9 protein-coding genes are annotated in these 14,840 nt (G+C 59.2%); 4 read left to right on the plus strand and 5 right to left on the minus strand.

All coding sequences use genetic code 11. The features are described 5' to 3' along the window. Positions 1–82: 82 nt before the first annotated feature. The 4 genes from B7Z66_09565 (at position 83) to B7Z66_09580 (ending at position 7,963) form a co-directional block, all read left to right on the plus strand. Entirely contained in the window at positions 83–1,474 is a 1,392-nt protein-coding gene (locus tag B7Z66_09565; protein OYV76193.1) for a hypothetical protein, read from the plus strand. Between the two features lie 11 nt (positions 1,475–1,485). Continuing rightward, positions 1,486–4,617 (plus strand): CusA/CzcA family heavy metal efflux RND transporter, encoded by a 3,132-nt coding sequence (locus tag B7Z66_09570; protein ID OYV76194.1) that lies wholly within the window; start codon positions 1,486–1,488, stop codon positions 4,615–4,617. Between the two features lie 358 nt (positions 4,618–4,975). Next, positions 4,976–5,707 carry a hypothetical protein gene (locus B7Z66_09575; GenBank protein ID OYV76195.1) on the plus strand — a complete coding sequence of 244 codons (732 nt, stop codon included), beginning with the start codon at positions 4,976–4,978 and terminating at the stop codon, positions 5,705–5,707. 420 nt (positions 5,708–6,127) lie between these two features. Further along, complete coding sequence (locus tag B7Z66_09580; GenBank protein OYV76196.1) at positions 6,128–7,963, plus strand: hypothetical protein; 1,836 nt, start codon at positions 6,128–6,130, stop codon at positions 7,961–7,963. Positions 7,964–8,490: 527 nt separating this feature from the next. Here B7Z66_09580 and B7Z66_09585 read toward each other — a convergent pair. From B7Z66_09585 to B7Z66_09605, 5 genes are all read right to left on the minus strand, one after another. Then, entirely contained in the window at positions 8,491–9,429 is a 939-nt protein-coding gene (locus B7Z66_09585; GenBank protein OYV76197.1) for a hypothetical protein, read from the minus strand. Between the two features lie 97 nt (positions 9,430–9,526). Continuing rightward, positions 9,527–12,484 (minus strand): hypothetical protein, encoded by a 2,958-nt coding sequence (locus B7Z66_09590; protein ID OYV76198.1) that lies wholly within the window; start codon positions 12,482–12,484, stop codon positions 9,527–9,529. A gap of 127 nt (positions 12,485–12,611) precedes the next feature. Continuing rightward, positions 12,612–13,385 carry a TatD family deoxyribonuclease gene (locus B7Z66_09595; GenBank protein ID OYV76199.1) on the minus strand — a complete coding sequence of 258 codons (774 nt, stop codon included), beginning with the start codon at positions 13,383–13,385 and terminating at the stop codon, positions 12,612–12,614. A gap of 53 nt (positions 13,386–13,438) precedes the next feature. Continuing rightward, a complete protein-coding gene (locus B7Z66_09600) occupies positions 13,439–13,804 on the minus strand; it encodes a pilus assembly protein PilZ (GenBank protein ID OYV76200.1) in 366 nt (121 codons plus the stop codon). Positions 13,805–13,823: 19 nt separating this feature from the next. Next, entirely contained in the window at positions 13,824–14,828 is a 1,005-nt protein-coding gene (locus tag B7Z66_09605; GenBank protein OYV76201.1) for a DNA polymerase III subunit delta', read from the minus strand. Positions 14,829–14,840 lie beyond the last annotated feature (12 nt).

The following is a 14,840-nucleotide window of genomic DNA, read 5'->3' on the forward strand; positions in this document are numbered from 1 at the left end:
TCGAATCTGTGCACGCTTAGGGAATGTCCTTCTCCGGATGACGGAGAGGGACACCCTTTTTTGCGCTACTAGGCAGGTGTAGATGGAAATGTTGAGAAGGTTACTAGCAACTGCGGCTATCGCGGCGTTAGGCGGATACCTCCTAGGCCGCCAGATTCCCAATGTCCCCGTGGCCAACCCAGCACCCGCGCACGTCCACAACGCAGCTAAGATTAGCCTGGCGCGCGATGCCACAAAACAGCTTTACGTTTGCCCAATGCACCATGAAATCACGTCGGATTCGCCGGACCATTGCCCGATTTGCGGGATGGCGCTGGTGAAGGCGGAAACGATCGCGGACACGGACATAGGACAATCAGGATCGCCGGTGGTTCGCATCACGCCTAATGTGGTGGAAGAGTTGGGCGTGCGGACCGCGAAGGCCCAATTCGGAGAAATGTTTCGCAATATCGAAACAATCGGCAAGATCACCCGGGTCGATCCAACCGCTAGACGTATCTTGTCCCCACCAATCAGTGGCCAACTCATCTATGTGGCGAAAAAAATCGAGGGAGATCCGGTAGTCCAAGGAGAACTGCTGTTTTCGGTTTCTTCGCCGGAATTGTTGAGAGTGGAGAACGAATTCCAGCAGGCTGCGCGGCTTGGCGGCCGCGCGATGGCAACGTCCATGATTCCCAGGCTACGTGACATGGGGCTAAGTCCTGAGCAGATCGCCCAGTTGCAGACCGGAAAGGCCTCCGCGCTCCCCGTGGAAGTATATTCTGTAGAAGATGGCATCGTGTTTGCCCAACGCGGAAAAGTGGGTGACGAGATTCCCTCCGGGTTCACCGTATTCAATCTCAGTGGTCAGGGGCAAGTCATCGATGTGACTGCGGAGATATTCGAACGGCAATGGAGTTGGATCCAGCAGGGGCAAGACGCAACCGTCGAGGTCCGCGATTTGCCTGGAACCACCTTCCACGGGAAGGTCACGCGGGTCGAGCCTCCCGTCGGCTATACCACGCGATCCCTGGAAGCTCATATCGAATTCAGAAGCAATAACTCTGGGTTTAACCAAGCCATGTTCGCGCACGTGGTGATACATGGCCAACCAAGGCACAATGTCCTGATGGTTCCCGCAGATGCCGTTATCCGCACCAGCGAAGGGGACCGCATCATCGCGGTCCGCCCGGACGGCTCGTTTCAGCCACTGACGGTTTCCACCGGCGAGGAATCCGCGGGGACGGTGGAAATCCTATCGGGCATTCAGGCCGGGGTACCCGTTGTAGTTTCCGGGCAGTTCCTGATCGATTCCGAAAGCAGCGTTCTGGCGGATCTTCGGCGTATGCGCCGATCCGCGCGCCACCTACCCTTCCACGGCCCCACCATACAGGCGGCACATCCGGGAGCTATTCCTGACGCAAAGGTCTTGGGGACCACCGATCAGAATTCGATCCCAGCGACAACACAACGCCCACAAGCAGATCGTAGTTAGAGGGCGCTGGCGTGATCTCCGGGCTAATCCGCTGGTCTGTGCGCAATCGCCTGCTGGTACTCCTTGGCGCAATCCTCATCAGCGCCTGGGGTGTCTATGCCGTCAAGACTATACCCCTCGACGCAATTCCGGACCTGTCCGATGTGCAGGTGATCATTCGTACGAGCTTTCCAGGGCAAGCACCGCAAGTGGTCGAAGACCAGGTTACATACCCCTTATCAACGGCCATGTTATCAGTCCCGGGGGCTACCAGCGTACGTGGCTATTCGTTCTTCGGAGACTCGTACGTCTATGTGATATTTTCCGATAAGACAAACCTGTACTGGGCACGTTCACGTGTTTTGGAATACCTGAGTCAGGCATCTGGGCAATTACCAAAAGGCATTCGGCCGAAACTCGGTCCGGACGCCACCGGGGTAGGCTGGATATATGAATATGCACTGGTGGATCGCACCGGGAATCGCGATATTTCCCAACTTACATCCCTGCAAAATTGGTTCATGAAGTATGAACTTCGGACTGTACCCGGAGTCGCCGAGGTTGCCACCGTTGGTGGAATGGTAAAACAATATCAGGTCGTCGTTGATCCAGACAAATTGCGCGGCTATGACCTGACCTTGTCGAACGTAAAGCGGGCGATCGGAGATGCGAGTCAATCGATGGGCGGATCAACGCTGGAACTTGCAGAATCCGAATATATGGTCCAATTCAACGGTTACGCGAAGAATATTCGCGACATTGGTCTTATTAGCGTACCAACCCTACGCCGCAGAATCTCAATATCCTCGGTGCTATTGGACGATGTGGCACGCAGCATACGGATCGGTCCCGCGGCGCGTCGTGGTGTCGCCGACCTCGATGGGCAAGGTGAGGTCGTCGGGGGAATCGTCGTAATGCGCACCGGCGAGAACGCTCTCGCAACGATCGCAGCCGTCAAGAACAAGCTGCGGGAGCTTAAAAGGAGTCTTCCCCCGGGCGTGCAGATTGTCGAAACCTATGATCGTTCGTCCTTGATAAAAAGCGGAATAAACACCCTCACCCGCCACTTGGTCGAAGAGTTCCTGGTAGTAATCATTGTCTGTGCCCTATTCCTGCTGCACACCCGCTCCTCTCTGGTCATGCTTTTCAGCTTGCCAGTCGGCATACTCATGGCTTTCATAGTGATGCGTATCCAGGGGATCAACGCAAATATCATGTCACTTGGAGGTATTGCGATCGCGATAGGCGCTATGGTGGACGCCGCCATCGTTATGATCGAAAACGCGCACAAGCACCTGGAGCACACAGATGGTTCCGCCGAAGGCCGTATCCGCGCGATTCAAGAGGCTGCGACCCAAGTGGGTCGCCCCCTGTTTTTTTCGCTCTTAATCATCACCCTGAGCTTCGTCCCCGTATTCACCTTGGAGGGACAGGAAGAGCGGCTGTTCGCTCCACTTGCGTTCACAAAGACCTATGCAATGGCTGCCGCCGCAATTTTGTCAGTCACCTTGGTACCTGCACTCATGGCGTATTTGATCTGTGGGCGTTTTCGTGGCGAGGAGGCCAACCCGCTAAATCGTTGGTTGATCGCGTTCTATAGGCCCTGGCTCCGGCGGGCTTTGTGCCATCCTTGGCAGGTACTGGCCTTGGGCGGAGTATTGATCGTGACCTTATTCTGGCCACTCAACCGGCTAGGAACCGAATTCATGCCAGAAATGGATGAGGGAGATCTGCTCTATATGCCAACGACTTTGCCGGGAATTTCGATCGGCGAGGCGCGCCGGCTACTCCAGCAGACCGACCGTCTGATCAAGACCGTTCCAGAGGTGAAGAGTGCTTTCGGGAAGATTGGCCGCGCGGAAACCGCGACAGACCCATCACCGTTGACCATGATCGAAACCGTTATCCAGTTTAAGCCAAAGTCGACTTGGCGACCTGGGATGACCATGGCGAAACTGGCACAGGAACTCGATCGTCGGATCCAAATTCCGAGCCTGCACAACGCTTGGCTGATGCCGATTCGGACTCGGATCGATATGCAGTCCACCGGAATCAACACGCCAGTAGGGATCAAGATATCGGGACCGGCCCTTGCGGGTATAGAGAAACTCGGAAAACGCATTGAATCGATCCTGTATGAAGTCCCAGGCACTCGTTCCGCGTTCGCAGATCGGTCGACTGGCGCGCGTTATATTAATGTGGATATTGACCGGTACGCCGCCGCACATTTTGGTCTAAGCGTCGGCGATATCGAAGATTCAGCCAACATCGCAATCGGTGGCGTCGATGTGACGAATACCGTTGAGGGACGTGAGCGATACCCCATTAACCTGCGTTATCCACGGGAACTGCGTGACTCGATCACGAAAATCCGGGAACTTCCCTTGATCGCGACTGAGGATACACATATTCAGCTACAGGATGTTGCGGATGTCCGGGTCGCAGCTGGGCCTCCTATGATAAAAAGCGAAGACGCCCGACTCAATGGCTGGGTATACGTCACCACGGACGACCGCGACATTGGCTCTTATGTTCAAAAGGCCAGGCGTGTTCTTGAGAAGCAATTAAGATTGCCGCCAGGCTATACGATATCCTGGGTCGGGCAGTATCAGTACCTCGAACGCGCCGAACATCGCTTGGCATATATCATCCCGTTGACCTTGTTCATAATTTTCATACTGCTCTATATCAGTTCCGGAAGCCTGATTGAAACGTCCATGATTATGTTCTCTGTGCCGTTCGCGTTGGTCGGAGGCACATGGTTGCTGTGGTTGTTGGGTTACCATCTATCGGTAGCGGTCGCCGTAGGATTTATCGCGTTGGCAGGCGTCGCCGCTGAATTCGGGGTAGTGATGATGATCTATCTACGCGATGCGGTCAGGCGACGCGCTCCAACAACGGAGGCGGAGCTGCGCGGGGCGATTATGGAGGGCGCCCTACTCCGAGTACGGCCCAAGGCGATGACCGCAGCGGTCATCATCGCAGGATTAATGCCTATCATGTTTGGCGGGGGTACCGGATCGGAAGTCATGCGCCGCATCGCTGCGCCCATGGTAGGCGGAATGGTCACTGCGCCGCTGGTATCGATGGCATTGATTCCGTCGATGTATTATCTCTGGCAGAGAAGAAGATATCGACCGTCCACGAAATCGACGCGCCGATAGTCACAAATCCTACGAAAATGCTACGAAAGTGCAGAGTTCACGCTTGTAGGCCGCATAGAAATTGCAGGACGTATCTCGGTATGTAGCGCAGCTTGGGGCTAACGCGATAGAAATTGGAATTTCCATGGGAAATTTATCTGACGCGGATCAGTTTGAAGGGCAGACTCAACAAATATTCTAAATCGGAGATAAGGCATGTTAAAGAACCGTATTACGGCGATGAGAAAACTGATTACAGCAGCGGCGCTGCTCCTGCTGTTTTCTGATGCGAGCGCGGCACTCTTCCTAGCCTATCCTGGTGTGTATCCCGCGAAGGTGGTATCTGTGGAGTCCGCGAACATTGTCGTGTTGAGTACCAATGTCTGGACCGGATACTCGAAGACCTTCCGCGTTACACTACGTGACGTCGAGGTGCCTCAAGATACACCCGCAGCACCCGTGTGCCAGCGGACGCTCGCAGCTAAAGCTCTGGAATTTACTCAGAAATTTCTTTCCAATGCCACTAATGTGCAGCTACGTGACATTCAGATGGAAGACACCGCGTCCAAAAATGCGGTTGCTCCCATCTTTACGGAGCAAGGTAGTCTTGCTGACGCCCTTAAACAGAAGGGGTTGGGACGTCCCCCGGGCGATAAGCCCGGAAAGCCCTGGTGCTGATCCGGTGGGCGCGCTACGTTGGATACTGACCGGCACACTGCTGTCGGCGACATTCGTCGGCTACGCATCGGAAGGGACTACGGGATTCTCGAGTGAAGTTTACCGGAAACCGGCACCACACGCAGGATCGCCGCGCAGTGGAGAGTCGGTCTACGAATATCGTTGCGCCGGTTGTCATGCAAAGAACTCCTTTGGCGCCCCGGTTCCAGGAGACCGGCGGGACTGGGGCCAGCGGGCACAGCAAGGTATGGATGTCCTGTTGGACCATGCCATCCACGGCTACCGCAAGGAGTTCATGCCGCCGCGTGGAGGGTGCCTGAGCTGTACCGACGGCGAGCTGCGAGCCGCTATCGTATATATGCTGAAACGCAGTGGCGTTAAAATCTCTACGGAACAAACGAAGGTGCCCCCGAATCCAGCGCGCCCCCATTGACCCACCCCTTGGAGCTGGCGTTGCGCGGGACGGCCGCACCGGCGGTCCCGCGCAACCCGCTCCTAGGCGGTTAGGCAATGTCCCCGGAATTACCGATCCGTCCCACACGCGGGATAGCGCGGCATCGTTGATACCATGACCGCGATTGGCGACTGCGCCACCACCGCAGCAAATTCTCGAATCTCTTGTGCAGCTGTTATAAATAAACTACCGTTAAATCAATATACAATTAGTTATACCTCATGTTGTAACTAACGCCTATCCCGCGCCGATTACCGTGGCGCTAAAGTAGTTCTGGTCACCGCCGATAACCCAGTCACGTCGCTCTGTGCGCATCGCAGCCTTTCCTTATTGCGGGCGCAAAGGGTAGGCTCATACGAATGGTCATGTTTGAGCGGCGATCCTTGCTAGCCGTCGCAAATGCCCATGCGCTCTCCGGTGGTTTTCGTCAACCCCGACCGGATTGAGGAACGAATGGATCAGCCGGCGGAAAATGACCTTAACCTGCAACTGTTGCGGGCATATATCGACAGCGCAAATGATGGAATTTTTGTCGTTTGTGATGAAATGAAGTTTCACGTGGCAAACCAGCGCCTGTCACATTGGCTAGCAACTCCGGAGCACGTGCTAACCGACCATTGTCACCGGATCCCCTTCACCACGTTTCTCCCCGAAGTCCTGGACCACAACTTATTTCTGCGCTCTCTCCAGGAAACCCTCGCCGGAACTCCCGCGCGCTTCGACTGCAAGCTCGCGCCTATAAACGGCGCTGCTCGCTGGGTCGAAATCAGCATGAACCGAGTTGCGCTGGAGATCGGAGATCTGGTGATCGGCCTGGTGCGGGACGTCGGAAAACAACGCGAAGTCGCGGCTGAGCTGGAGCGCCGCGCCCGTACCGATGACCTGACGGGATTGGCAAACCGCAGCGAGTTCTGGGGCGGACTAAAACGTGCAGTCGATCAGCCTAAGGACGTTGGAGTCAAAAGCGGGCTTCTGTATGTGGATCTCGATCAGCTCAAGCTGGTCAACGAGACTTGCGGGCATATCGCTGGAGACGCTCTACTCCGGGACACTGCAGAAACATTGCTCAGCATAGTTCCACAATCGGCGCTGCTTGGTCGGTTAGGCGGCGACGAATTCGGCGTTCTACTGGAGTCCAACGACGCGACGGACACCATGCGAATTGCAAGACGCATTCTCCGCGCCATAGGTACTCGCCCATTCCGATGGAACGGCGCAACATTCAAGGTAAGCTGCAGTATCGGCGTTGTGCACATCTCTCCGGGTTTATCAAATGTGCCAGACATATTGGGCGCTGCTGATGCCGCCTGTTACGTTGCCAAGGACAAGGGGCGCGCGCGCATCCAAATCTACACGGGCCATGGACTATGTCATCGCAGACGAACTGAGATGCGCTGGGTCGAACGAATCTGCAGCGCCCTTTCGGAAGATCGGTTTCTACTCTACCACCAACGGATCGTCCCGATTGGCGCGGACCCAAACCTGGGTCCGTTCCATGAGATCCTTTTGCGCCTACGTGGTCAGAATGGCTCGATCATCCGACCCAATATTTTTATGCCAGCGGCTGAACGTTACAACTTGATGCCTGCGGTAGACCGCTGGGTGGTAGAGCAAGTTTTGCGTTCTGTGGCTGACGATATCGGTTTTGGACATACGCGCACGGGGAACGATCTGGAACCCCTATGCTTCGTGAATCTGTCCGGGGCGAGCTTGAACGACCGGCAGTTCCCGCACTTTCTACAACGGAAGATCGATGCCCATGGGGTGCCACCGGAAAGACTGTGTTTTGAAATTACCGAAACGGTCGCCATACAGAATCTCAAGCGCGCGTCACATGTGGTACATCAATTAAAGGAACAAGGGTGCCGGTTTGCGCTTGATGATTTCGGTAGCGGGATGTCATCCCTTTCCTACTTGAAATCTCTCCCGGTTGACTACTTGAAGATCGACGGATCATTGATCAGGGGTATTGCCGTCAACTCTGTTGATAAATCCATCGTATGCGCAATTCAGGAGATAGCGCGGGACATGGGCATTAGTACCATTGCCGAATATGTCGAGAACCCCGACATCCATGATGTGCTGTCCAGAATAGGCGTGCACTACGGACAGGGATATGCGATCCACGAGCCCTGCCCTCTTCCATCCATAGCGACGGAGAACGGCGCTATCACAAAAGAATGGAAAGCCCATCGTACCGACATGTCAATACCTGTGACGCACCCGTTCGATTAATAGAACCTATCTCAAAATGCATCTCGGTCGCCCATGCGGCGTTGCGGACCCTGCTGCGGTGCTCATTTACTGGGTGTAAACGACGCTCCTCGCGGAGCCCACGCCTTGCCTGAACGCCCGATCTGCGATTTTGAGATCGGTTCTAGTGTCAACGTTTCCGACACGCAATATTCATCCAATAGGCGAATCTGGCGCTGCTGGGTAAACTGGTGGATCGTGCGGGGGTTTGGGCGCGGCGCCGAACGGAAAGTTTACCCACGCACATTCCTCCAACACGGCACTGATCGCCAGCGGTCGGATTGCGCCCGGGCGTGATTCCGCTCTCCCCTCGGACGCGTCGGGCAGTGCGTCCCTGGCGTTCCGACAAGTACGCGCACTCCTAATGCGACGGAGTGTTTCGGCTAAATTTGTGATTTATGAATACTCCCTGTTTACGAACGAACGGATGATCGCCGGATAGCGTGGTTTAATATAGAACCAATGCACGTGGGGTCCCTTCGCGCCAGCCGGCACTATGGCGTCAGGGGTCATGGCGGTGATGTGGATGCCGCGGGAAAGAACAGCGCCTCGATTTCGTCTATCGCCGCGCCGGCCTCGACCAAGCGTTTCACCAGCTTCGCGGGCTCCAAACCGAATTTTGCAAATGCAGGAATCCGGCTCCAGTGCGGCGCTTTGAGAGTGCAGCCGCGCTCCAGATTTACATGCAGATTCGCAATCATCACCACATCGGTATAGTCCGGTCGCGGCCCGGTATCACGGGAAAAATCCAAGTGATCACGGGCCACGCTGACCCGCTCCTGTTCGAAGCCCCAGGTGGCCAGGACCTTTGCACCGGCATGGGTGTAGAGACGCTGGATCAGTGTCGAAACCCACTCCGGATGACGTTCGATTCCCGGCTGGGATTCCAATTCGGACAGCAACGGAACCACCCCGATGTTGTGGCCGAGGCCATCGAAGAGCGCTTGGTCCGGGGCGAGCCGCGAACATTCCTTAGCCAACCAGTAGCTCGCGGCGGCGACCCGGGTACTGTGAACCCAGTAGACCTGCATCAACCGGTTCAGTACCGAGCCCCGGGCCCGAAAGAGCTGGCGTAGCGAAAAAGTATTGACCAAATTGCGTACGACGCCACTGCCCAGTCGTGTGACGGCCCCGCGGACGGTCGTCACCGGAGTCATTGGGCGGTACCGGGGGCTGTTGGCAACCCGGATCAGGTGAGCGGTAAGAGCCACGTCGAGCCCCACCAGTCTGGCGATCTTGGTCACGCTGTCTTCCCCGCCGTGCAAGGCCTGGAGGACTTCCAGGGCCACGCCCGGTAGAGTGTGGATCGCCAAGGTTCCCTGCTGGAGGTGGACCAGTAAGCGGCCATACAGCCCGCCCGGCGTCAGCACTGGCACGCTCCCCGTCTCCGCTGCGTGGGGCAAGGCACGGGATGAATCGGGCGGACCGATGCCGCGGTCCGTTGTCATGTAACACAGACCGCGTCACGGCCGACATGTCGTCCGGCGATGCGCGCAGCGTGGCAGCGTTCGATTGCGGCGGGTGTCGGCGTGTCCCCGGAGTGCCCTAGCCAACCCGCGCGGCGGCGGATGGGCATTGGTGTTTCTCCAACCATGTCAGGCACTCCTCCCAGGGCATTGGCCCGCTCACGTGGATACCCTGCGCCGCGTCACAACGCTGCGCGCGCAAAAATGACAGTTGTTCCGCGGTTTCCACACCCCCCGCCATGACGCGTATGCCCAGAGTCCGGGACATGGCAATGATGGCTGCCGTTAGCTGTGCGCAATCCAGGTTTGTCGGCAGTTCCTGGACCAGGGAACGGTCGATCTTCAGTGCGTGCAGAGGATAGCGCTTGAGTTGCAGCGGCGAGACACCGCTGATCCCGTAATTGTCCACGCAGATCCGTATACCGAGTTCGCTCAGGGACTTCAAGGTATCGCCCAGGTTTGGATCTACCCGGTCCGTAAGGGTCAGTTCGGCGAACTCCAGCGCCAACGATCGTGGATCCGTATCCGCTTGCTTCAAGGTTTCAATCAGGGTCTCGACCAGTGCCGGGTCACGAAATTGGCGCTGCGACAAGTTGATGGACAGATACCGGTCGCCGGACCCGAGCGCCGCGAGGGCGCGTGCATGGACGCAGGCCTGTTCCAGCACCCACCGACCGATGGGTACGATCAGACCACACTCTTCGGCATAGGGAATGAAATTTGACGGGAATACGACACCGAGGTCCGGATTGCGCCAACGCAGCAGTGCCTCCACGCACATGACCCGATCATGGACCAAATCCATGACCGGCTGAAAATGCAGGATGAACTCATCTTGATCCAGGGCGCGGCGCAGCGCCCGTTCCAGGTGCAGGCGTTCGCTCATGCGCGCGTTCACGGCCTGGCCGTGGAAGATGTAGCCGTCGCGCCCCCGGGCCTTGGCACGGTACATGGCAGCATCGGACTTGCGCAGCAGCACATCGATCTCCGTCCCATCCGTGGGATACATGCTGATGCCGATACTGCAGGAAACCTCCACACCCTCCTGGGCTTGACCCAAGGCTACCGGCTGCCTCAATATACCGCGCACCTTTTCGGCAACCATCACCGCGTCCTGTTCCCGGGCGAGGTTGGTCAGTGCCACGATGAATTCGTCCCCGCCTAGACGCGCGACGATGTCGCTTTCGCGCACCGCTTCCGTCAGACGTCCAGAGACGATCTTCAGCAATTCGTCTCCCGCATCGTGGCCCAAAGAATCGTTGATGGGTTTGAAATGGTCCAAATCGACGAACAATACAGCAAGCATGCGCCCGGCCCTGCGGGTCTGCGCCACGGCCTGCCCGAGCCGTTCCTGAAGCAAACGACGATTGGGAAGTCCGGTGAGGGCGTCGTAGTGAGCAAGGTGGTGGATACGTCCTTCGGCGATCTTGCGTTCGGTAATGTCACGCACCACGCATACCATTCCGCCCTGGCCCATGGCGGTGAGGGACAGTTCCTGGGGGAAGGTGCTACCGTCGACACGACGGCCGATGCACTCGCCTCTCCATCGGTCGCGTTTCATGAACTGCGGGATGATCTCGCGCCGGAAGCGGTCCAACTCCCGCTCGTCATACAGGATCTGCCAGGATTCGCCGATGAGTTCCGCGGCGGTCTGGTATCCGTGCAGTTCACAGTGCGCACGATTCGCATAGGTGTAACGCCCGTCGGGCGCGACAATGGACATTCCGTCGATGGATGCCTCCATAGCCGCTAGGTTGCTGCGTACCGCCTCCTCCGCCGTGCGCCGGCCGTGGGCGTCTTGCCACGCCCGCAGCAACATGGCGCAGGTTTGCAACAGAGGTTGGAGCTGTTCCACGCGCTCCGGCGCGTAGCCACCCGGGCGGTTGGCCAACGCGGCAATAGCGATCAAGGTATCTCCGACGTAGAGGGGGACCACCAGCAAGGCGTGGACCGAAGGATGCCCCGGTGGCAATCCGTTGGGTTGGGTATCAGCCGCCGAAGAATCATTGCAGATGAAGGTATGCCCGCTATGGACCACGGTGCCGATCGGAGTATCCGGATCGTGGACCTCCATCTCAGCGCAACGGATCTCCGGCCCAGTTCCGACGACGCGCAGCGCGAAGAATGGCCGTCCCTGGCGCTCGTGGCGTACCTCGCCAATCAAGCCGTAACCACCCCCCACCGCCTCCAGGAGCGCCGTGAGACACACCTGAAACAAGGCGTCCGCCGGGGTATCCTCCCGATACGCCGCCACCAGCCGGGCAATGGTGTCCGACAGGGGGCCAGCGGATGCCCCCGGAGTAGCAGCGCGGCGCTGGCGCGACCCCTCCGAGAGTGCCGACCAAGCACCCCAGATGAGGCATCCATAGATCACATCCACTGCCCCCGGAGGAAATGTGCTCACCACCCCCGCCGCGGGACGCCAGGGCGCGAACCCTGCGAAGGTGATGCCAGTAGCCCACGCGCTGGCGTTCAGTAACCAATACCGAAATCGGTCGGCCCGCCAGCCCCTCCGGCGAAACCCCATCCACAAGATCCCCCCGAAGGGTAGTGCCGCTATCCACGACGCCGAAGCGCCCGCAGTTCCGGCACTCCAGCGCCCCAGGACCAGCAGCGCGGTACCAATGGCAGTGGCCACTATCAGGAGGGACCACCCGCTGCGTATTCGATAACCGGACGCCGGCAGGAATCCGATCGCGAGGGCAGCCGCCAGCGCGACCACAGGGGGAACGTCTAGGGTCTTAAGAAGGTCCCCCAGCCATGCGAGCCCCACCCCGCCCAGACCGTGGAGGGCAGCGGCCATCAACAACCCCAGCGCGGCCCAGAGCCGCAGGGGGTCACGCCATACCCGGTAGGCTGCAAGCGCCAAAAGCGCGGCGGTAAACGCCAGAAACGTGGTGAGATTCGGCACCCCGAGCGGCAACGATTGGCGCACGGCGGCTAGCCATTGCCCACCGGCGGCAGCGCCCGCAACGAGTACCATTAACGGGATGCCAGCGTGCAGGATGTGCTGAATCGAGTGTCGTTCGCGCCCCATACGTACGCCAGAACCAGAGATGGCGGTGCCGCCAACCCAGGTCCCCCTCCCTATCCCATGGAACCAACGAGATAGGAAGCAAGTTTCACGCCAAAAGTAGGGTTATCGGTGATCGGGCCGCGCCCGCTCAGGGCCGTCCGATCAGTCGCTGGAAATTCCTGGTGGTAGATTCGGCAATGGTGGTCAAAGAGACACCCCGCAGCTCCGCGATGTGCTCGGCAACGTGCCGTACGTATCCGGGTTGATTGGGCCGTCCCCGAAACGGCACCGGGGCCAGGTACGGACAATCGGTCTCCACCAGCATCCGGTCCAGCGGAACCTGCCGGGCCACCTCCTTGAGCGGGATCGCGTTCTTGAAGGTGACGATCCCAGAGAAGGAAATGTGGAGGTTCAGGTCCAGCGCGCCGCGCGCCGTTTCCCAGTCCTCCGCGAAACAATGCATGACCCCACCCACATCCCCTACGGCTTCCTCGCGCAGGATGCGCAGCGTATCGGCGCGCGCCGCACGACTATGGACGATCACCGGTTTGCCCACCCGGCGCGCCGCGGCGATGTGGCGCCGGAACCGCTCCCGTTGCCATTCCAGGTCGCCGTCACTGCGATAGTAATCGAGCCCGGTCTCCCCCACCGCCACCACCCGTGGGTCCGCGGCGAGGGTTGCCAGGGTATCGATGTCCGGCTCCTGGGACACCGTTTCGTTCGGATGCAGACCGACGGATACACTGACCTGGGGCAAGGGATCCACCAGGGCGCGCATGCGCGGGTAGGTCTCCAGACTCACAGCGACACACAGCATGTGCGTCACCCCCGATTCACGGGCGAAATCCAGGACCGATTGCAGGGTGCCGCCGTACTGCTGCAGATCCAGCAAGTCCAGATGGCAGTGGGAATCGACGAGCATGAAGGGCGTTCCGGAATGCGCAGGACCACCGCCGCGGCGGCGCACTCCCAGGCTCACATGGTATGGGTGGGGCGCTCCGACTCCAGAGCGCCGGCCAAGTAGGTCTCGATCTTCTTGCGCGCGACCCCGGCATCCTTGTCGCTGAACTGGATACCGATGCCCGCCGGCCGGTTGCCCTGGGCGCCCTTGGGTGTGATCCACACCACACGGCCCACGATGGGAATCTTTTCCGGCTCGTCCATCAGGGACAACAGAATGAACAACTCGTCGCCGAGCTGATACTGTTTACCGGTCGGGATGAACAGGCCGCCGCCCTTTACATAGGGCATATAGGCCGCGTACAGGGCGCTCTTGTCCTTGATGGTAAGAGACAGGATGCCCTGACGCTGATGGGTCCGTTGAGGCTTGGGTTCAGCCATGACGACGTGTCGCTCTGATTCAGGATCCGCGCCGGGTCGCGGTCAACTCCGCCCAACCGATCAGCAGATCCTCCAGCACCAGCTGGGGGTTGGCCGATCCCTCCAGATTCCGCAGACCGCCGGTCAACCGGTCCAGATAACCGAATAGGCGACGCCGTCCACAGGCCCGCGCAAGCCGTTCGAGCCCCCCGCGCAGGTCGGTGTTGCGCGCCTGCACTCCCCATTGCAAGCGTATCATATCCATCACCCACGTCGACATCCACTGCAGGCAGCCGTTGCCGCCGCGCTCCTTGCATCGCTCCGCCGCCAATACCGGGTCCATGCGCCCCGCCGCCACCGCCTCGAACTCGGCCCACAGGTCCGCGCGGCTCTCCGAGACGCCCGGGGCTGCCAACTCCAGCGCGGTCAGTGGCGCACCCGCCGCAAGCGCAAGCAGCAACTCAGCGTCGCCGGCCGGGACTTGTGGGGCGAGCCACGCCAGGGCCTGATCCCGTGGCGGTACCGTGAAGGTAATGCGCTGGCAACGGCTGCGTACCGTGGCAGGCAGCAGCCCCGCGCGGTCGCTGCTCAGCAGCAGCAAGCTGCCCGCTGGGGGCTCCTCCAGCGTCTTCAGCAAGGCATTCGCCGCCCCCATGGTCATGCGGTCCGCGGGCGCGATCAGGGCCACCTTCGCACCCCCATATTGGCTCATCAGGGACAGGAATTCCGCCAACCCGCGCACCGCATCCACCGCGATGGACTTGCCCCCTTCCGGCGCAAGCTGGCGCAGGTCGGGGTGGGTCCCTGCCGCCGCCTGCCGACAGGCAGCGCAGACGCCACAGGCGTTTCCTTCGCTATCCGGGTGACCACACAACAGACTGCGGGCCCATGCTTCAGCAAAGCGCGCCTTGCCGAGGCCGCGCGGTCCACCCAACAACAGTGCGTGCGGCAAGGTTGCGTTCGCGCGGCGTCGTTGCAGCTCGCGCCAGGGTGCATTCAACCAGGGCAGCATGGCATCGGCTTCCGATCTGAGTTCCAGTAGCATGCCACGGGCTGC

It is taken from the genome of Chromatiales bacterium 21-64-14 (assembly GCA_002255365.1).
Classification (GTDB): Bacteria; Pseudomonadota; Gammaproteobacteria; order 21-64-14; family 21-64-14; genus 21-64-14.

Bases quoted from the DNA above. Each gene is read 5' to 3' on its own strand.
- B7Z66_09565 (OYV76193.1), top strand. From the start codon at position 83: ATGGAAATGTTGAGAAGGTTACTAGCAACTGCGGCTATCGCGGCGTTA.
- B7Z66_09575 (OYV76195.1), top strand. From the start codon at position 4,976: ATGTCTGGACCGGATACTCGAAGACCTTCCGCGTTACACTACGTGACG.
- B7Z66_09580 (OYV76196.1), top strand. From the start codon at position 6,128: ATGCCCATGCGCTCTCCGGTGGTTTTCGTCAACCCCGACCGGATTGAG.
- B7Z66_09585 (OYV76197.1), bottom strand. From the start codon at position 9,429: ATGACAACGGACCGCGGCATCGGTCCGCCCGATTCATCCCGTGCCTTG.
- B7Z66_09590 (OYV76198.1), bottom strand. From the start codon at position 12,484: ATGGGGCGCGAACGACACTCGATTCAGCACATCCTGCACGCTGGCATC.
- B7Z66_09595 (OYV76199.1), bottom strand. From the start codon at position 13,385: ATGCTCGTCGATTCCCACTGCCATCTGGACTTGCTGGATCTGCAGCAG.
- B7Z66_09600 (OYV76200.1), bottom strand. From the start codon at position 13,804: ATGGCTGAACCCAAGCCTCAACGGACCCATCAGCGTCAGGGCATCCTG.
- B7Z66_09605 (OYV76201.1), bottom strand. From the start codon at position 14,828: ATGCTACTGGAACTCAGATCGGAAGCCGATGCCATGCTGCCCTGGTTG.